The organism is Ensifer sp. 4252 (assembly GCF_050434565.1).
GTDB lineage: Bacteria > Pseudomonadota > Alphaproteobacteria > Rhizobiales > Rhizobiaceae > Ensifer.
In genome coordinates this window covers 130,826-150,061 of sequence record NZ_JBNDIU010000017.1, presented here as the reverse complement: position 1 = coordinate 150,061, position 19,236 = coordinate 130,826, and the positions used below count along the sequence as shown (strand labels likewise).

Here is a 19,236-nt window from a genome sequence, read left to right as displayed (position 1 = left end):
GTAATGATATTGAGTACTTATAAGCATTTCCTTACAAACGCACACCCCATTCAGAAAGGCTCACGTAACGGAATAGATCGAAATCGGCCGCCAGTCCCCCGCCTGATGTATCGAAGGCGAACATGCCGGCGAAGGCGCCGGTGAAGGATCCGTGTTCGCCGCGGCCACCCTCGTCCGATACCACACCGGCGTCGAGAACCGGGCCGATCGCCTGCCAGTCACCCACGCCGGCCGGCCGCCAGAAAAACTGCAGGTCGTTGTCACGGATCTCCATCGCAAGCCCGATCGGCCCATCGGGCACAGCGATGCCGCTTCCGACGGGAAATTGCAGCCGGCCATGAGGGAAGTCGCCCGGGCAGGACAGGATCGTCAGCGCCCGCCCGATCGTCTCGTGCCAGGTCAGCCCGATCGCATGGAATTTGTGGCGGTTGTAGTAGTGCGTCAGCCCGGCCACCTGCTGATAGGTCTCAGGCGCAAAGTCGACGAGGGTTTCAGTACGGAAGGAATGATGTTCCTGCCGGCGGGCGACGAGCGCCTGCTCGAACCAACTGCCGATGCTTTCTCGGCCAAAGAGCCTCAAGTGCCCTGCCCGCCTTTCCAGCGAAAAGATCCGCTCCGGCAGCGGCGTGCGCAGCCACTGGAATTCGGCTGACAGCGCGGCCTCATCGAAATCGGTCTCTATCACGCGCGGCACCGGCACGGTATCGACCGGACCCGGGGCCGCGACCGAAACCTCGGGCACCGGTCCGCCGTTTTCCAGATAGAGCCAGCCGTCGTCGCGCCAGACGCATTTCTGCAACGCCGTCTCGCGGCCAAGGGTGCAGCGGCGCTCTGGCGGCAGCGGCCGGCCACAGAGATGCGTGTGATAGGCCTGCCCGTCCGGCGTCTCCACATATTGCCCGTGCCCAGCGCGCTGCAGGCGCGCTTCCGGGTGATCCTTCGCCGTGATCAGGTAGGTATCCGGATGCATTTCATAGGGACCATCGATCGTGCGCGACCGCGCCATGGTCACGGCATGGTCGTATCCTGTGCCGCCCTCGGCCGTCGTCAGGTAGTACCAGCCATTTCGCTTGAAGAGGTGCGGTCCCTCGACCAGGCCGAGCGGCGAACCGGCAAAGATGTTTTTCACCGGCCCGGTAAGCCTGTGTGTGCGCTCGTCCCATTCCTGCAAGAGGATGCCGTCGAAGGCCGGATGTTTTGGCGAGCCGCCAAAACTCTCGCTGCGATGGTTCCATTGCATGTTGAGAAACCACTTGCGCCCATCGTCGTCATGGAACAGCGACGGATCGAAGCCGGAGGAGTTGACATAGACCGGATCGGACCAGACCGCTTCGATCGCCTCCGCCGTGACGATGTAGTTGTGCGCGTCCTTGAAGTTGCCGTCGAAGCGCTTGACGTCGGTATAGACGAGGAAGAACAGCCCGTCGTCATAGGAGAGGCACGGTGCCCAGACGCCACAGCTGTCGGGATTGCCGCGCATGTCGAGCTGGCTTGCCCGCTCCAGCGGCCGACGCACCAGCCGCCAGTTCACCAGGTCGCGCGAGTGGTGGATCTGCACGCCCGGATACCACTCGAAAGTGGACGTGGCGATGTAGTAGTCGTCGCCGACCCGGCAGATGGACGGGTCCGGGTTGAACCCAGGCAGGATCGGGTTGCGAATCAGGGCGGTCATACCTTGGGCTTTCTCCGTTTGTCGGCCGTATCCAGCCCCAAACCATCACCTTTTTCAAGACTGCAACGTTACAGTTGGCAGAGTGACAGGCATCGCCGCATGCGTGATTCCCTCAGTATCGCCATCGCCGACCCTCCCATCTGCAAGTGAAACCCCTTGGCGATACTGGGCGACGCCCTGTCGTGCACAACAATTGGGCAATCACAGAACAGCTCTATTCGACTTTAGTCTGGGGTGGCGGAACTAACCGGGAAAATCGAGCCTCGGACTTGAACGCGGGCTTGAAATCGGCACTCTGCCTGTGCTTGGCACAAAAACCAAAACAGCCACTGCGGGGAGGAAATCGATGAAAGCGTTACTCGGCTTTAGCCGACTCATAGACAACACGACCGAGTTCATCGGCAAGTCGGTGTCCTGGCTCATCCTGGTCGCCGTGCTTGTCAGCGCCGGCAATGCCATCATCCGGAAGATGTTCAACATGTCGTCGAACGCCTGGCTCGAGGCGCAGTGGTATCTCTTCGGGGCGGCCTTCATGTTCGCCGCCGCCTATACGCTGAGCCAGAACGAACATATCCGCATCGACGTCGTCTACGGCCAGTTCTCGCGCCGCGTGCAGCACTGGATCGACCTGTTTGGCCACGTCTTCTTCCTGATGCCGTTCGTGCTGCTGATGCTCTATTACTTCGTGCCCTACGTGAAGATGTCCTACATCTCGGGCGAGGGCTCCTCCAGCGCCGGCGGCCTGATCATCTGGCCGGCCAAGGCCATCCTGCTCTTCGGCTTCCTGCTGCTCGCCTTCCAGGGCGTATCCGAAATCATCAAGAAGGTCGCGATCATGACCGGCAACATGGACGACCCGACACCCTATGTGCCGACCCACGCACCGCTTGACGACGTCGTCGCTCCGGAGGCCCGTCCATGATCGAATTCATTGCTGAAAACCTGGCACCGATCATGTTCGTCTCGCTGATCGTGTTCCTTCTGCTGGGCTATCCCGTCGCCTTCTCGCTGGCCGCCAACGGCCTCTTGTTCTTCATCATCGGCGTGGAGCTCGCTCCGCTGTCGGATTCGATCAACCTGTCCTGGCCGTTGCTCAACGCACTTCCCGACCGGTTCTGGGGGGTGATGTCCAACGACACATTGCTCGCCATTCCCTTCTTCACCTTCATGGGGATCGTGCTCGAGAAATCGGGTATGGCGGAAGACCTGCTCGATACGATCGGCCAGCTCTTCGGGCCGATCCGCGGCGGCCTTGCCTATGCTGTTATCTTCGTCGGCGCGCTGCTTGCAGCCACCACCGGCGTGGTTGCAGCTTCCGTCATCGCCATGGGCTTGATCTCGCTGCCGATCATGCTGCGCTACGGCTACGACCGAAAAGTCGCCTCGGGCGTCATCGCCGCCTCCGGCACGCTCGCCCAGATCATTCCGCCGTCACTGGTGCTGATAGTTCTTGCCGATCAGCTCGGTCGCTCGGTCGGCGACATGTATGCCGGCGCTCTCATTCCCGGCCTGGTGCTCACTGGCCTCTACATGGTCTATATCCTGATCATGACCTTCGTCCGGCGTGACTCGATGCCGGCACTGCCGCTTGCAGCCCGTACGCTCGGCTCCGGCGTCACCTCGCTGATCATCGCGCTTATCGTCGCCGGCGCATTTGCCTATGCAGCACATGTCTATCTCTACCCGACCCATGGCGAGAACGCCGACATTCTTGGCGCAACGGTGGGTGTCGCCTTCATCTACGTCGTCGCCCTGCTGGATCGTGGGTTCAAGATCAACGCGATGTCCAGGCTCGCCCAGCAGGTCATCATCGTGCTGATCCCGCCGCTGGCGCTGATCTTCCTGGTGCTCGGCACCATCTTCCTCGGCATCGCCACGCCGACCGAAGGGGGTGCCATGGGGGCCGTCGGCGCCCTGGTCATGGCGGCGGCCAAGGGTCGCCTGAGCATGGACGTCGTGCGTTCGGCACTCGCGGCAACCACGCGGCTTTCGGCCTTCGTGCTGTTCATCCTGATCGGCGCCCGCGTGTTCTCGCTGACCTTCTACGGCGTCAACGGCCACATCTGGGTCGAACACCTGCTGACGGCGATGCCGGGCGGCGAGACGGGCTTCCTTATCGCGGTCAACCTGCTCGTCTTTTTCCTGGCGTTCTTCCTCGATTTCTTCGAGCTCGCCTTCATCATCGTGCCGCTGCTGGCGCCTGCGGCCGACAAGCTCGGCATCGACCTCATCTGGTTCGGCGTGCTGCTCGGCATCAACATGCAGACGAGCTTCATGCACCCGCCCTTCGGCTTCGCGCTCTTCTATCTACGCTCGGTCGCGGCCAAGGTGCCCTACCTCGACAAGGTCACCGGCAAAGTGACGCAACCGGTCACCACCGGGCAGATCTACTGGGGGGCCGTGCCCTTCGTCGGCATCCAGATCATCATGGTGGCGCTAACGATCATGTTCCCGCAGATGGTCATGCACTACAAGGGAAGCGGCGAAGTCATCGACCCGAACACCATCAAGATCGAGGTGCCCGGCTTCGGGACCGGCGGCGGCGGGCTTACCCTGCCCGACAATGGCGGCGGGCTCGGCCTTCCCGGCGGCCTCCAGCTTCCCGGCGGCAGCCCGCTCGACCAGAAGCCGGCGGATCAAAATGGCGGCGCTGATGCACAACCGCAGACGGCACCGTCAAACGACCTCAGCAAACCGCCATCATTCAACTAGAACTGATCGGCCCACGGACATAAAGAGGGCGGCCCCACACAGGGCCGCCCTCTTCCTTTCGGCAGCTTACGCCTCGCCGATGGATCACCGACGTCTTTTCAGTCGAGCCGCTTGGCCGGATTGTTGCGATACCAATCGACGATCATGGGCATCATCTCCTCGAATGGACCTCCAACGAAAACGTTGAGCAGGCCCACGCGCGACGTGCTCTCGTTGCGGAAGTCGTGCATCGTCCCGCGCGGGATGACGCAAATCGATCCTTTCGCCATCCGGTGCCAGGTGTCGCCGACCAGGATGCTGGCGGTTCCCTCGATCACGTAGAAGATTTCGTCATTGTCATCGTGCTTATGCGCGCCCGGCCCTTCGTGCCGCGCTTCCACCCACCATTCCGAGATCGAGAACCGGCCCTCCGTCTCCGGACCGTCCGCCTTGAACACGGCCTGTATCGCGCCCATGTCATAGCGCCGTCCGCCGTCCGGGCCGTGCACGATCGATTGGCTTTCGCTTGACATCATGTCCTCCTCGTCAAGAGTTGAGATCGCAACCTTACCACGAAATCAACAGACGAGGCTGATGGGAAGCCGGAACGAAAAAGCCGCCCGCAACAGGAGTTGCGAGCGGCTTTCGGCAATCGGATTCGGGCGAAAGCTTAGAGCTTGCCGCCGCGCTGCTGGATCATCATGAAGGTGTCGTAGTTGTATTCAGCGATCTGGGCGTTCAGGTAGTACTCGCCCCGGAATGCCTTGATCGAGTCCCAGATCTTCTTGAAGGTCGGGTTCGAGTCTTCCATTTCGCTGTAGACCTCGTTCGCCTTGTCGAAGCAGGCCGACAGGATTTCCGCGCTGAACGGGCTGAGCTTCGCACCGGAAGCGACAAGCCGCTTAATCGCCGACGGGTTCAGATAGTCGTACTTCTGCAGCATGTTGGCGTCCGTCGCCTGGCAGGCCGTGCGCAGCAGCGACTGGTAGTTCTTCGGCAGGCCGTCGAATGCCGCCTTGTTGAACATGGCATGGACCGTCGGGCCACCTTCCCACCAGCCGGGATAGTAGTAGTAGGGCGCGACCTTGTAGAAGCCCAGCTTCTCGTCGTCATAGGGACCGACCCATTCCGCAGCGTCGATGGTGCCCTTTTCGAGCGCCGGGTAGATGTCGCCGCCGGCGATCTGCTGCGGCACGACGCCGAGCTTTTCGACGACCTTGCCGGCGAAGCCGCCGATGCGCATCTTCAGGCCCTGCATATCGGCAACGGTCTTGATTTCCTTACGGAACCAGCCGCCCATCTGCACGCCGGTGTTGCCGCCGGGGAAGCCGACGAGACCCTGGGTCGCCAGGAACTCGTTGAACAGATCGATGCCGCCGCCATGATAGTGCCAGGCGTTCATGCCGCGGGCGTTGAGCGCGAAGGGAACGGCAGCGCCGAGCGCCCAGGTCGGGTCCTTGCCCCAGTAATAGTAGGCGACCGTGTGGCAGGCCTCGACCGTACCGGCAGCGGCGGCATCGGCTGCCTGCAGGCCGGGTACGATTTCACCGGCTGCAAAGACCTGAATCTGGAAATTGCCGTCGGTCGCTTCGGAGATGTATTTCGACAGGACTTCGCCGCCGCCATAGATCGTGTCCAGCGACTTGGGGAACGACGAGGCGAGGCGCCAGTTGATTTTCGGGTTTGCCTGCGCGATGGCCGGCGATGCAAGCGCGGATGCGCCAGCCGCAGCCAAGCCACCGAGGCTTGCGTTTTTAATGAATGAACGGCGATCCATGGTTCCTCCCTATTTCCGCCGAGGCAGAATCCGGCGCAACCTTGGCCGCGCCTCCGCCCAATGGAACCTCACCGCCTTTGCGGCAAGTGCGAGGCCCCGCTCCTCCTCTTAAAGCGCATCGCGATCTCTAGTAGTCGCTCCCTGCGCTTTAATTTTTTATTGCTTCGCATGTCGCACAAAACCGCTTCGCACTTTTGTGCGACATGCCTGAGAGCCAGCCGTGTCGCAATGCGAACCGGCGGCATCGACGCACCTTACACGCTCACTAATGCATGTCCAGCGGACGCTTTCCGGCGCTTATTCGACTTTTGTCTAATGCGCCGGAAAGCAGACAAATTTACCCAAAACCGAGGCAAATCAATGCATTCGCTGTGTCAGCGCTCAGCCGAAGACGCCCAGAGATTGACATCAGCCTCACGGGCGTAGAGGTCGATCTCGGCCAGTTCCTCGGCCGTGAACGTGTCGTTTTCAAGCGCCTTGACGCAATCGACGATCTGCTCGGAGCGGCTGGCGCCGATCAGCGCCGAGGTGATGCGCCCGCCGCGCAGCACCCAGGCGAGCGCCATCTGCGCCAGCGTCTGGCCGCGCTTTTCGGCAATGCCGTTCAGCTTGCGGATATTGTCGATGATCGCCGGCCGGATGAAGTCCTTCTTGAGGAAGTGGTTCTGCGCGGCACGGCTGTCCTGCGGAATGCCGCCGAGGTACTTCGTCGTCAGCATGCCTTGGGCGAGCGGCGAGAAGACGATCGAGCCGATCCCGAGATCTTCAAGCGTGTGCACGAGACCGTCGTCCTCGATCCAGCGGTTCAGCATGGAATAGCTTGGCTGATGGATCAGGCAGGGCGTACCGAGTTCCTTCAGGATCGCCGCCGCCTCACGGGTGCGCTGCGAATTATAGGAGGAGATGCCGACATAGAGCGCCCGGCCGGACCGAACGATATGGTCGAGCGCGCCGCAGGTTTCCTCCAGCGGCGTATCCGGATCGAAGCGGTGCGAATAGAAGATATCGACATAGTCGAGGCCCATGCGCTTCAGGCTCTGGTCGCAGGAGGCGATCAGATATTTGCGGCTGCCCCACTCGCCATAAGGACCCGGCCACATGTCGTAGCCGGCCTTGGACGAGATGATCAGCTCGTCGCGCAGATGCGCGAAGTCCGTACGCATGATCTCGCCAAACGCGGTTTCGGCCGATCCCGGAGGCGGGCCGTAATTGTTGGCGAGATCGAAATGGGTGATGCCGAGATCAAAGGCGGTGCGGCACATGTCGACCTTGCGATCATGCGGCGTGTCGCCGCCGAAATTGTGCCAAAGCCCCAGCGAGATCGCCGGCAGCTTCAGGCCGGACCGTCCGACGCGGTTGTACTTCATGGTGTCGTAGCGGTTTTCCGCCGGTAGCCAGGTCATCGCAATTCCTCCGCGATCGGGTTTCGATGGCAAATAGGGGACCGCCATCCTGCAAACGAGAAGGGTTTCCGCGGCCGCGGAAACCCAAGCTTACTGTCAAAGACATCTCTTATCATCGAAAGCTCGGCAGGGAAGCTTGGCGCCAACTAAAACCTCCGTCATTCCTGTGCCTGTCACAGGAATCCAGCCAGCCCAAGTCCTTGGGCTGAAAAGTCTTTTGACCCGACGGACGTCGGGTCGCTGGATCCCCGCCACGAGGGCGAGGATGAGGGAGAATGGGACGCCGCTCTCGCCCAAAAGCCGCACTTCCGGGATTGTGAACAGAGGGCTTCGCGGTCCTAGCCCCTGACCACAAAGATCTAGATCGGACGGCTGCGGCTATGAAGCGGCAGCGGTACGATTTCCCGATATTTCTTCTTCGGGCTCGATGAGCAGCGCCCTCGCCTCCTCGATCCCGAGTGCCGCCGGTTGGGTGCAGGTGGTCGTCAGTTCGATGAACCGCCCTTCCTCGCCCGACTTCAGGATCGACACCATCACGTCGACGCCGTGCAGCGCGCGGTCGAGCGAGCAACGGGCATCGCGGCCCTCGAGGATGGCGATCGCCATGTCGGCAAGGCCGGCGGTGCGGTAGTTCGCCATCGGACCCTGCGGGTGCTCCTGGTTTTCGACCGCAAAGGGATGATCCCACATTTCGAGCGGCTGGATGTTCTTGTCGCGACCGCTCGCTTCGACCTTGCCGCCGAAGAAGTTGGGATCCGGCACGAAGATCGAGCCTTCCGTGCCGTAGAGCTCCATATTGGCGTGGCGGTGCGACCAGACATCCCAGCTCGCCGACAGAGTGATCGTCGCGCCGCTCTGGAATTCCAGTAGCGCATGGATGTTGGTCGGCGTCTTCACCGGGATGACCTCGCCGTTGCGCGGCTCACTGGTGATGGTGCGCGTCGGGTTGGCCATGGACGCGAGCGCCGCGACGCGCTTCACCGGACCGATGAGGTTGATCAGATTGGCAATGTAGTAGGGCCCGAGATCGAGGATCGGACCGCCACCGGGAAGGAAGAAGAAATCCGGGTTCGGATGCCACATCTCCATGCCGGGGCTCAGCACATGGCAGGTGCCTGACGTGACGCGGCCGATCTTGCCGGCGTCGATAGTGCTGCGAGCAAGCTGATGGGCGCCGCCGAGGAAGGTATCGGGCGCGCAGCCAACCGTCAGACCCTTGGCCTTGGCAAGAGCGCGAAGCGCCTCGCCTTGCTCCAGCGAGAGCACCAGCGGCTTTTCCGAGTAGACGTGTTTTCCCGCTTCGAGAATGCTCTTGGATACCGAAAAATGTGCATCCGGGATCGTCAGGTTGACGACGATGTCGACACCCGGATTGGCGAGGAGCGCCTCGATGCTCTGTGCTTCTACGCCATACTCAGTCGCACGCGCTTCGGCGGCTGACGGATTGATATCCGCGCAGGCGACGACCTTGATGCTCCTGAAAAGGGGAGCAAGCTTGAAATAAGTGGTGGAGATGTTGCCGCATCCGATGATGCCGACGCCAAGTTCCTTGGTCATGGAATGAACCTGTTCTCAGTAGGATTGGATGGAGGCGAGCGAGCGCTTGGCGAAGCGCTGGAAGTCGCTCGGATTGTCATGTTCGGCGATGAAGTAGCGTGCCTTGGTGCCGGAGAGTGCCTGGAACAGGCCCTTCCAGTCGACCGTGCCTTCGCCGACATCGGCCCAGCCGTCCTCGTCCTTCTTCTCGCCCGCAGGCGCAATGTCCTTCACGTGCACTGCGGTGATCCGGTTGGCATATTTTTTGATCCAGGCGATCGGGTCGGCGCCGCCGCGGATAATCCAGGCGATGTCGGCCTCCCAGGACAGATCCGGTCCGCCCGCAAAGATCAGGTCCTGCGGGATGCTGCCATCCGGCAGGGCGAAGAATTCGAAATCATGGTTGTGCCAGCCGAAGATCAGGCCGGCATCGCGGTAGGGCTTGCCGGCAGCCTGAAGCCTCTCGCCGAAGGCACGCCAGCCGGCAGCATCCGTCGGGCGATGTTCGGGCAGGAGATAGGGGCAATAGATCGCCCGGATGCCGAGCGCCTTGGCGATTTCGAGCACGCGCGCCGGATCGCTTTCGAGCATGTCCAGGCCGAAATGGGCCGTCGGCATGGCAAGGCCATTCTCGTCGAGACCGTGCTTGAAGCTTGCGATCTCCGCATCGCTGAGCGCCGCATAGAGCGCGCCGTAGCCTTCGACCTGGCTATATCCTGCCTCGCCGATCGCCTTCAGCACATCGGCGAAGGGCGGGAAGTTGCGGGCGCTATAGAGCTGGAAACTGACGTCTTTCATTGAAAATCCTCCTCGGGAAATCACTTGATCCAGGCGTCGTAGTCCGACACCAGCAGATGGATGGGGCTCGCGTCCTCCTCGATCGCCGAGAAGCGACCGACCGGCTCGCGGAAGTAGTTGTCGGTAAGATCGTCGTTGACGGTCGAGACCTCGCCCATCAACACGTCGCCGCCTTCGGCCCAGAAGGCGTGCCAGTTGCCGGGCAATAGCGTCACGCTTTCGCCAGGCAACAGCTTCAGGAGATCGCCGGCCTTCAGCCGCCGCAGCCGTGCATCGGTCGCGACCTCGACGTCGCTTTCCTCGTCGACGGTGCCGTCGGACCGAGAATTGTACATCTGCAGCACCAGCGTGCCGCCGCCGCGGTTGATGATGTCCTCGGTCTTGATCGCGTGCCGATGCAGCGGATTGACCTGGCCGTTGCGTGTGATCATCAGCTTCTCGGCGTAGACCATGCCCTGCCCCGTCTTCAGGTTCGAGGCATCGCCGTTGCGCAGGGTGAAGAGCACAAGCCCGAACTCGTCGAAGCGGCCCTTGCCATAGTCGGTGATGTCCCAGCCGAGCCGGGCATCGTAGATCGTCGGGCAATCCGAAGCGACGCGCGACTTCATTTCCTCCGGCGACCAATAGGCGAAGGGCGGTAGCGTGAAGCCGAAACTGCGCATGAAGGCATCGCTGCGGGCGATGATGTCGTTGACGTGGCTGCGTTTCATCGTGGGATCACCCCTTTCCCTGGCAGGATTCGAGATCGAAGGCGGTAAACCGCGGCAGCATGCCTTCGGCAAGCGGCGCCTTCGGCGTGAAGCGGATGACCTTCTTTTCACCGGCGATGAGATCGAAGGCATTGTCGCAGTAGCGCCCGGCGACATCGGCCTCGATCATCACATGCAGCGCCAGGCCGCTCGCCTTGACCGAGACGTCGTAAGCGCCGTCGCCGACCGGCAGGACCTCAAGCGACAGCCCGGAAGGCCGAAGGTCGAGCGCCTTGTAGGTGCCAGGCACATGATGTCCCTCGCCGCGCATGCCGTTCGACGCCTCGAAGGACCAGAACAGCAATGCATTGTCCGGAATGTCGCGCGCTGCGATGCTCACCAGCGTTGCCGCCCGGTCCGGCGAGCAGGTGCCGGCCGCCGCGATCAGTGGCGTACGTACGCCTTCGAGCGTGACGATGAAGGCCTGAAGCTCCACCGTCACCGGCCCGGCCGTATCATTGACCATCGAAAACGTGATCTCCTTGCCGTCCGTCGACGGAATGGCGGCAACACAGACGGGCTGGAAGAACCGCCGCACCATGTAATGCATCGCCTTCCAGCTGCCGCCGTAATCGAGGCTCGACCAGGAGGCGACCGGCCAGGTGTCGTTGAGCTGCCAGTAGAGCGTGCCCATGCAATGGGGCTTCAGCGAGCGCCAGTAATCGACGGCGGTGCGGATCGCCAGGCCCTGCTGGATCTGGCTGAGATAGACGAAGGCAGGAAAGTCCTTTGGGAAGCGGAAATAGCGAAACATCGTGCCGGCGATGCGCTCGTTGCCGCCGACATTCTTCTGGTGGCTCTCGATCACTGGGGCTGCGATATTGAGATCCTTTTCCGCCGCGAACTGCCGGATCACCGGCATCGAGGTATAGGACTGGAAGCCGAACTCCGAGCAGAAGCGCGGGCGCACGGATCGGTAATTGTCGAAGGATTTGTTCTCGTGCCAGACCGACCAGTAGTGCATGTCGCCGGACCCATCAGAATGCCAGGCGTCGCCGAAATCGAGATAGCCGGATGCCGGGCTTGATGGCCACCATAGAGCCTCGGGAAGTGCCGCCTTCAGCGCCACCTCCACCGTGCGGTTCAGGCGGTCATAGGAGACGAGATAACGATCGCGGTCCTTGCGCGGTTCGTCGAACCAGGTGAGCGCGCCGACCAGCTCGTTGTCGCCGCACCAGAGCGCGATCGACGGATGGGACGACAGGCGCTTGACCTGATAGTCGACCTCGGCGGCGACATTCTCGAGAAAATCGGGCGTCGAGGGATAGAGGTTGCAGGCAAACATGAAGTCCTGCCAGACCATCAGACCCAGCCGGTCGCAGAGATCGTAGAACCAGTCCGGCTCGTAGAAGCCACCGCCCCAGACGCGGATCATGTTCATGTTGGCATCGACCGCCGAGGTGAGCAGGTCCTCGACACCATCAGGCGTCACCCGCGACATCAGCGCGTCGGCCGGGATCCAGTTGGCCCCCTTGCAGAAGATCTCGCGGCCGTTGACACGAAAGGCAAAACGGCTGCCCGCCTCGTCCTTGTCGGTCAGAAGCTCTATCGTGCGGAAACCGATCTGGCGGCTCACCTGCTCCTGCGGCACCTCGACCGCAAGCACGGAAAGGTTCTGCTCGCCGCTGCCGGCCGGCCACCAGCGTTTCGGCTCTGTGACGGTGAAGACGTGGGTGATGCGCGTTTCCCCGGCACCGACGGCGCAATCGAGCCGTTCCCTCTGGCCGTCGAGCGAGAAATGAACCGGCACGATGCCGGGTCCATCGGCAAACAGCGTCACTGTCACCTGCAGATCGACCGAACCATCCTCGAGCCAGATCTGCTTTGTCGTCACGTGCTCGATGCGGGCGATCTCCAGCCGCCGCAGCGCCAGCGTGCCGTAAACGCCGAGCGGCGCGATCGCGATGTTCCAGTCCCAGCCGAAATGGCACTGAGGCTTCCTCAACATGTTGCCATTGGCGATCGGCGAATTGCCGGGGTGGTAGGGCACGTAGAACGGTTGCGCCGCCTGCCGGCGCGCGCCCTCTGATATCGAGGACGGCAGCGCGATGCGGATACGGTTCTCACCGGCTACCAGCGCGCGCGAAACATCGGGTCGGTGGCGGCGGAAGCAATTGTCCGCCTCGAGCACGAGCCGATCGTTGACGAAGACCGAGGCAACCGTGTCGATGCATTCGAGGTCTAGATACCAGTAGCCGCCGAGATCAGCGGCGTCGATCGATACCGTGCGCTCGATCACCCAATCCTTGTGCGCCACCCACTGTACGTCGTCCTCGTTGCGACCGACATAGGGATCGTCGATGACGCCGGCCTTCTGCAACGCCGTGTGCACGTCACCTGGCAGCGCCATCATGGTCGCGAGGCTTTTATCGCTGGAGGCGAGCTGCCACTCGCCTGAAAGGTCGAGGTGGACAGCGGTTCGATTCAGGTCCTCAGAAAGCATTTCCATATTCCGTTTATCCCCGGCGATAGTGCCGGCATGCCAGTGTGTCGAAACGCGCCGGATGATGGAACCCGGCGCATTTCCTCAGTGTCACAGACGGTTTTCGCTGACCGCGTCGAAGATCGAGGCGACCGCCATGTCGAAGGAAAGCGTGACCGCGGTACCCGGCTTGTAGCGGCGCTGGCCGCCGATACGCACCGACATCGACTGGCCGGCAAGCTTCAACCAGAGCAGGTTGTCGGCGCCCATGGGCTCCTCGATATCGACAACAGCCTGATGCGACGCCTGGCCGTTCGATGCCTCGTCGACGCGCACATGCTCGGGCCTGACGCCCAGAACGACCTTCTGTCCGGCCTTGACGGCCCCGCGCGATGGATAGGCCGATACGTCGAAATCGACGCCATTGGCATGCACGAAGGCGCGCCCATCCCTCAACTGCAGCTCGCCGCGGAAGAAGTTCATCGACGGCGAGCCGATGAAGCCGGCGACGAACAAGTTTTCCGGCGCGTTGTAGATCGTCATCGGGTCGGCAAGCTGCTGGATCACGCCGCTCTTCATGACCGCGATGCGATCGGCGAGCGTCAGCGCCTCGATCTGGTCGTGGGTCACATAGATCATCGTGTTCTTCAGCGATTGATGCAGCCGCTTGATCTCGACCCGCAACTCCGAGCGCAGCTTGGCGTCGAGGTTCGACAGCGGCTCGTCGAACAGGAACACGTCGACATCGCGCACCAGCGCCCGGCCGATCGCCACGCGCTGGCGCTGGCCGCCGGAAAGTTCCGCCGGCTTGCGCTTCAACAGCGGCTGGATCTGCAGGATCTCGGCGGCACGGCTGACGCGCTTGTCGATCTCGGCCTTTTCCAGCTTGGCGACCTTGAGCCCGAACGAAAGGTTCTTCTCCACCGACATCTGCGGATAGAGCGCGTAGGACTGGAACACCATGCCGATGCCGCGATCCTTCGGCTCCTCCCAGGTGACGTTCTTGCTCTTGATGAAGATCTGGCCTTCACTGACATCCAACAGACCGGCGATGCAGTTGAGCAAGGTCGACTTGCCGCAGCCGGACGACCCGAGCAGCACCAGGAATTCGCCATCCTTGATGTCGAGGTTGAGCGTGTCGAGCACAGTGACGGCACCGAAGCTCAACGACAGATCCTTGACCGATACGCTGACGTTTTCCATGCCCTTACCCTTTCACTGCGCCGGCGGCGATGCCGCGGACAAATAGCCGCCCGGAGACGAAGTAGACGATGAGCGGTACGGCACCGGTGAGGATGGTTGCCGCCATGTTGACGTTGTATTCCTTCACGCCCTGCACCGAATTGACGATGTTGTTGAGCTGGACGGTCATCGGGTAATATTCCGGACGGGTGAACACCACGCCGAACAGGAAGTCGTTCCAGATGCCGGTGATCTGCAGGATCATCGCCACGACGAAGATCGGCATCGACATCGGCAGCATGATCTTGAAATAGATCGTCCAGAACCCGGCGCCATCGACGCGCGCTGCCTTGAACAGTTCCTCCGGCAGGCCGGCGAAATAGTTGCGGAACAGAAGCGTCAGGATCGGCATGCCGAAGATGGTATGCACGATGATCAGGCCGGTCAGCGAACCATAGACGCCAAGCTCGCGCAGCACGATGACGATCGGATAGATCATCACCTGATAGGGGATGAAGGCACCGACGATCAGGATGGTGAAGAACAGGTCGGCGCCCTTGAAGCGCCAGTTGGCTAGCGCATAGCCGTTCACCGAGGCAATCGCGATCGACACGATCGTCGAGGGAACGGTGATGCGCACCGAGTTCCAGAAGCCGCGCGAAAGGCCGTCGCAGTTGAGGCCGGTGCACGCACTCGACCAGGCCTTGACCCAGGGCTCGAAGGTGATTTCGAGCGGTGGCGCGAAGATGTTGCCGAGCCGGATTTCCGGCATGCCCTTCAGCGATGTCATGACCATGACGTAGAGCGGCAGCAGATAGTAGAGCGCCACGACGATCAGGGTGCCGTAGATCATGATGTTGCGGCCCGAAAGTGCCCGGCGCGGCTTGCGACCGCGGGGTCCCGACAGGGTCGCCCGGGCCTGACCCTTTTCCGCCTCGGGCTCGATGCCTGCGGCAATAGCGTTGAAAGCGACGATCTCAGGCACGCTTGCGCCCTCCCCCAAATTCGAGATAGGCCCAAGGCACGATGATGATGGCGACGGTGATGAGCATCATGGTCGAGGCGGCAAAGCCCTGCCCCAGATTCTGCGCCTGGAACATATAGTCGTAGACGTATTTGGCCGGCACTTCCGAGGCGATGCCCGGGCCGCCGCTCGTCTGCGCCACCACGAGGTCGTAGACCTTGACGATGCCGCTGGCGATGATCACCAGCGTCGTGATGAAGACGCCGCGCATCATCGGGATGATCACGAAAAGATAGGTCTTCCACATCGGGATGCCGTCGACGCGGGCAGCCTTCCAGATATCCTCGTCGATACCGCGCAGGCCGGCGAGCATCAGGCACATGACGAGCCCGGTTCCCTGCCAGAGGGCGGCGATCAGGATGCCGTAGATGACGATGTTGGAATTGTAGAGCGGGTCAAAGGCAAAGCTCGTCCAGCCGAGCGAGCGCACCACCGACTGGATGCCGTATTCCGGATTGAGCAGCCACTGCCACACGAGTCCCGTCACGATAAAGGACAGCGCGAAGGGATAGAGCATGATCGTGCGGAAGGTGTTTTCGAACCGGATCTTCTGATCCATCAGCGCCGCCAGCAGGAAGCCGATGGCCAGGCTGAAGACCAGCGAGAAAAGGCCATAGATCGCCAGATTCTGGACCGACATGAGCCAGCGCGGCGCGGCCCACAGCCGCTCGTATTGATCAAGGCCGACGAAGGAAAGCCGTGGCAACAGCTTGGAATTGGTGAAGGAATAGACCACCGTCCAGATCGTGCCGCCGAAAAAGATGACCACGGCCGTCAGGATCATCGGGATAGAGGCCAGCTTCGCATTCAGGTTCCGCAGCCACTGGTTCGGCCGACCCGAACCGCGTGTGTGACCCGCCATGTTTCGTTCCTCCGGAACTGCATTGAATTTCAGATGGCAGGCGGCGTCGATAACGGCGAATGAGCCGCCGCCCGAAAACCGCCTTGCCACGTTGAAGCCACTCCCCAATGCCCCTGCCAGGCAAAGGCACGCTGGTCCGCCTGAACGTTTCGTGCCGCAAGGGAGCCTTGACCGGCCCCGCCCAAAGGTGGGACCGGCGGATCAAGGAAGGCTCAATCAGTCCGCCGAAGCAATGATCTCGGCAAAGCGCTTCTGCGCATCTTCCGGCGTCATGGAGGGGTTGGCGAAGAACTCGGCGAAGAGGTCTTCCTTCTGTTTCTGGCTGTCCGTCGACAGAAGCTGGTCGGTCCACTGGATGACGTTGCCCTTGGCAAGGATGTCCAGGCCCTTCTTCATGCAGTCGTTAGCTGCAGCCAGATCGACGTCGCCGCGCACCGGCAGCGAGCCCTTCTTCAGGTTGAACGCCACCTGCGTCGCCGGGTTGAGCAGCGTCGATGCCAGCACCTCCTGCGCCTTGGACTTTTCCTCATCCTTCAGCACCGGGAAATAGAAAGCGTCGCCACCCGTCGCGATGACTTCATTGACGCCGAGGCCCGGAAGGCAGGTGTAGTCGGTGCCGGCCTTCTGGCCCGCAAGCTGGAATTCGCCCTGCGCCCAGTCGCCCATGATCTGGCCACCGGCCTTGCCGGTGATGACCATGTTCGTCGCCTGGTTCCAGTCCTGAACGTTGGTGCCCTTGGACATGCGGCGCGCATCGTCGGCGGCCTTGAACACTTTGGCGATCTCCGGACCGGCTGCGACTTCCTCGTCCTTGTCGCCAAAGACCTTGAGGAACGTGTCCTTACCGGCAAGGGCTACAATCAGGACGTCGAATGCGCCGGCCGACTGCCACGGCTGTCCGCCGACGGCGAGCGGCACGATGCCGGCCTTTTCAAGCGCCGGCGCGGCTGCGACGAACTCGTCCCAGTTCTTCGGCACATCGACGCCCGCCTGCTTAAAGGCGGCATTCGACAGCCAAAGCCACTGCCAGGAATGGATATTGACCGGCGCGCAGTAGATCTTGCCGTCGATGGTGCAGGAATCGAGCAGGCTCGCCGGCTTGATGATGTCCTTCCAGTTTTCCTTTGTCGCAACGTCGGTCAGGTCGCGCATCAACCCGGCCTCGACCAGTTCCTCGGCCTGGCGGCCATGGTTGAACTGCGTGGCGCCCATCGGATCGCCGCCGGTGAGACGGCTGACCATGATCGGCCGTGCCGTGCTGCCGGCGCCGGCGATGGCACCGTCGACCCAATGGTTTCCGGTCGCATCGAATGCCTTGGCGAACTCGGCGACGGCAGCAGCCTCACCACCCGACGTCCACCAATGCGTCACCTCAAGATCGGCAGCACTTGCCGCTCCAAGCGGCAGCGCCACCGTCACCGCCAAAGCGGCCGCGAAAGAACGTAAATTCATGAGTCTCCTCCCTCACTGTAACGTTACCGTAAAAAACTTAGAGGAAACGATCCCGGTCCGCAACTCCCACCCCAATGAATTTAAATAGAAACATTTACTGCAACCCAAGAGCGCATTTGGGGGCATCAAGGCGGCGCGAGACCTTCACGGATAGACCAACGAAAACCGGACCTATGACGTCGCTATATCTATGATTTTGCAGACAATTGTAAGAAACAGTCGCCATTCTGCTGCATATGCTCTCTCGCAAATGCAAAAAGCCCGCCGCAACGCAGCGTACTCAACCAGAGTGTTTCATTCGCCGCAGCGCAGCAACAAAAATGCTCGACAGCGCTACTGTATCGTTACAGATTTGTCTGAGCGCCGTACCTCCATAGCAGGATAGCTCCCCGTCACATTTCGTATATAAGGCGGGGAAGTGACGCTAAATGGGACAGCGGGCGACAACGGCAAGGGCGGGCGTGGTAACGGCGATGGACAGCAAGACGAAGAACAGACCGCTGACGCCGCCGCCGGATGGCGGCAGGCCGACGCTGAAGACGATCGCCTTCATGACCGGGCTCGGCATTACCACTGTTTCGCGCGCCTTGAAGGATGCGCCCGATATCGGCGCCGAAACCAAGGAGCGCGTTCGCCTCGTCGCCAAGCAGATCGGCTACCAGCCCAACCGCGCCGGCGTGCGCCTGAGAACGGGCAAGACCAATGTCATCAGCCTGGTGCTGACGTTGGAAGAAGAGATCATGGGCATTACCAGCCCGATGGTCGTCGGCATTACCGAGGTTCTGGCCGGCACGCCCTACCACCTGGTCGTCACCCCCTATAGCGCCACCAAGGATGCCCTGGCGCCAATCCGCTACATCCTTGACACGGGTGCTGCCGACGGCGTGATCATCTCGCGCACGGAACCGCACGACCCGCGCGTGGCGCTTCTGACGGAGCGCGGCCTGCCCTTCGTCACCCATGGCCGTACCGAGATGGGCGTCGTCCACCCCTATCATGACTTCGACAACGAGCGTTTTGCCTATGAGGCCGTCCGCGAGCTGGTGGAGCGTGGCCGCAAACGCCTGGTGCTGCTGGAGCCGCCACCGCATCTGACCTTCTACTCCCACATGCGCGCCGGATTCGAGCGCGGCCTTCGCGATTTCCAGGCGGATCCGGTCAGCTTCCACCATATCAACATCGATCACACGCTGGTCGAGATCCGCGATGCGTTCGAAACGCTGATGCGCTCGGACGATCCGCCTGACGGCATCGTTTCGGGCAGCGGCTCCGGCGCAATCGCGCTGATCGCCGGGCTGGAGGCCGCCCAAAAGACGCTCGGCAAGGATGCCGACATGGTGTCGAAGGTGCCGAGCGATTTCCTGCGCTGGCTTCGCCCCGAAGTGGTGACCATGTACGAGGACATCCGGGTTGCCGGGCGCGAACTCGCCAAGGCGGTGATCGGCCATATCGACGGCCAGCCGTCCGAGACGCTGCAAAGCCTCAGCCAGCCCGAGCTTCAATCCGCTGTCCCGGTATCGATCAAACGGTAGCGGCCTCGTCGCGCGACAGCGGCCTGTGGCATTTGCGGCACCCTCGCCGATAAGCTTGTCGCGGCATGCGGCAACCTGTTGACGCACCGACATCGGAGCGCCAAACGGCACCCGAGCATGAAGCAGAGGGTCCGTG

Annotated in this window: 15 protein-coding genes; 3 read left to right on the top strand and 12 right to left on the bottom strand. The window is 61.8% G+C overall.

Annotated features, from left to right (window positions below):
• Window positions 1-31: 31 nt before the first annotated feature.
• Window positions 32-1,672 (bottom strand): glycoside hydrolase family 43 protein, encoded by a 1,641-nt coding sequence (locus ABIE33_RS25900; RefSeq protein WP_429130669.1) that lies wholly within the window; start codon window positions 1,670-1,672, stop codon window positions 32-34.
• A 346-nt stretch (window positions 1,673-2,018) separates the two neighbouring features.
• Between ABIE33_RS25900 and ABIE33_RS25895 the strand changes: the two genes are divergently transcribed.
• Window positions 2,019-2,594 (top strand): TRAP transporter small permease subunit, encoded by a 576-nt coding sequence (locus ABIE33_RS25895; protein WP_429130668.1) that lies wholly within the window; start codon window positions 2,019-2,021, stop codon window positions 2,592-2,594.
• Window positions 2,591-4,384 carry a TRAP transporter large permease gene (locus ABIE33_RS25890; protein WP_429130667.1) on the top strand — a complete coding sequence of 598 codons (1,794 nt, stop codon included), beginning with the start codon at window positions 2,591-2,593 and terminating at the stop codon, window positions 4,382-4,384. Before ABIE33_RS25895 ends, ABIE33_RS25890 begins: the two co-directional genes overlap by 4 nt.
• A gap of 98 nt (window positions 4,385-4,482) precedes the next feature.
• Here the strand turns inward: ABIE33_RS25890 and ABIE33_RS25885 are convergent, their stop codons facing one another.
• The 11 genes from ABIE33_RS25885 to ABIE33_RS25835 all read right to left on the bottom strand — a co-directional run bounded on the left by ABIE33_RS25885 (window position 4,483) and on the right by ABIE33_RS25835 (window position 17,568).
• Window positions 4,483-4,896 (bottom strand): cupin domain-containing protein, encoded by a 414-nt coding sequence (locus tag ABIE33_RS25885; protein WP_429130666.1) that lies wholly within the window; start codon window positions 4,894-4,896, stop codon window positions 4,483-4,485.
• 137 nt (window positions 4,897-5,033) lie between these two features.
• Window positions 5,034-6,140 carry a TRAP transporter substrate-binding protein gene (locus ABIE33_RS25880; protein WP_429130665.1) on the bottom strand — a complete coding sequence of 369 codons (1,107 nt, stop codon included), beginning with the start codon at window positions 6,138-6,140 and terminating at the stop codon, window positions 5,034-5,036.
• Window positions 6,141-6,514: 374 nt separating this feature from the next.
• On the bottom strand, window positions 6,515-7,543 hold the full coding sequence (gene mgrA, locus ABIE33_RS25875) for an L-glyceraldehyde 3-phosphate reductase (protein WP_429130664.1): 1,029 nt from the start codon (window positions 7,541-7,543) through the stop codon (window positions 6,515-6,517).
• 378 nt (window positions 7,544-7,921) lie between these two features.
• Window positions 7,922-9,100, bottom strand: a complete 1,179-nt coding sequence (locus tag ABIE33_RS25870) for a Gfo/Idh/MocA family protein (protein ID WP_429130663.1) — start codon at window positions 9,098-9,100, stop codon at window positions 7,922-7,924.
• Window positions 9,101-9,115: 15 nt separating this feature from the next.
• The gene (locus ABIE33_RS25865; protein WP_429130662.1) at window positions 9,116-9,877 is read right to left on the bottom strand and encodes a sugar phosphate isomerase/epimerase family protein; all 762 of its coding nucleotides are present in this window, start codon (window positions 9,875-9,877) and stop codon (window positions 9,116-9,118) included.
• 20 nt (window positions 9,878-9,897) lie between these two features.
• Complete coding sequence (locus tag ABIE33_RS25860) at window positions 9,898-10,587, bottom strand: D-lyxose/D-mannose family sugar isomerase (RefSeq protein ID WP_429130661.1); 690 nt, start codon at window positions 10,585-10,587, stop codon at window positions 9,898-9,900.
• Between the two features lie 7 nt (window positions 10,588-10,594).
• A complete protein-coding gene (locus ABIE33_RS25855; protein ID WP_429130689.1) occupies window positions 10,595-13,069 on the bottom strand; it encodes a beta-mannosidase in 2,475 nt (824 codons plus the stop codon).
• Between the two features lie 90 nt (window positions 13,070-13,159).
• Entirely contained in the window at window positions 13,160-14,251 is a 1,092-nt protein-coding gene (locus tag ABIE33_RS25850; protein WP_429130660.1) for an ABC transporter ATP-binding protein, read from the bottom strand.
• Between the two features lie 4 nt (window positions 14,252-14,255).
• Window positions 14,256-15,083 (bottom strand): carbohydrate ABC transporter permease, encoded by an 828-nt coding sequence (locus ABIE33_RS25845; RefSeq protein WP_429130688.1) that lies wholly within the window; start codon window positions 15,081-15,083, stop codon window positions 14,256-14,258.
• 124 nt (window positions 15,084-15,207) lie between these two features.
• Complete coding sequence (locus ABIE33_RS25840) at window positions 15,208-16,116, bottom strand: carbohydrate ABC transporter permease (protein ID WP_429130659.1); 909 nt, start codon at window positions 16,114-16,116, stop codon at window positions 15,208-15,210.
• Window positions 16,117-16,332: 216 nt separating this feature from the next.
• Window positions 16,333-17,568 (bottom strand): ABC transporter substrate-binding protein, encoded by a 1,236-nt coding sequence (locus tag ABIE33_RS25835; protein ID WP_429130658.1) that lies wholly within the window; start codon window positions 17,566-17,568, stop codon window positions 16,333-16,335.
• Window positions 17,569-18,041: 473 nt separating this feature from the next.
• Here ABIE33_RS25835 and ABIE33_RS25830 point away from each other — a divergent pair, with 473 nt between their 5' ends.
• Window positions 18,042-19,100, top strand: a complete 1,059-nt coding sequence (locus ABIE33_RS25830) for a LacI family transcriptional regulator (protein WP_429130657.1) — start codon at window positions 18,042-18,044, stop codon at window positions 19,098-19,100.
• The last annotated feature ends 136 nt before the right edge of the window (window positions 19,101-19,236 follow it).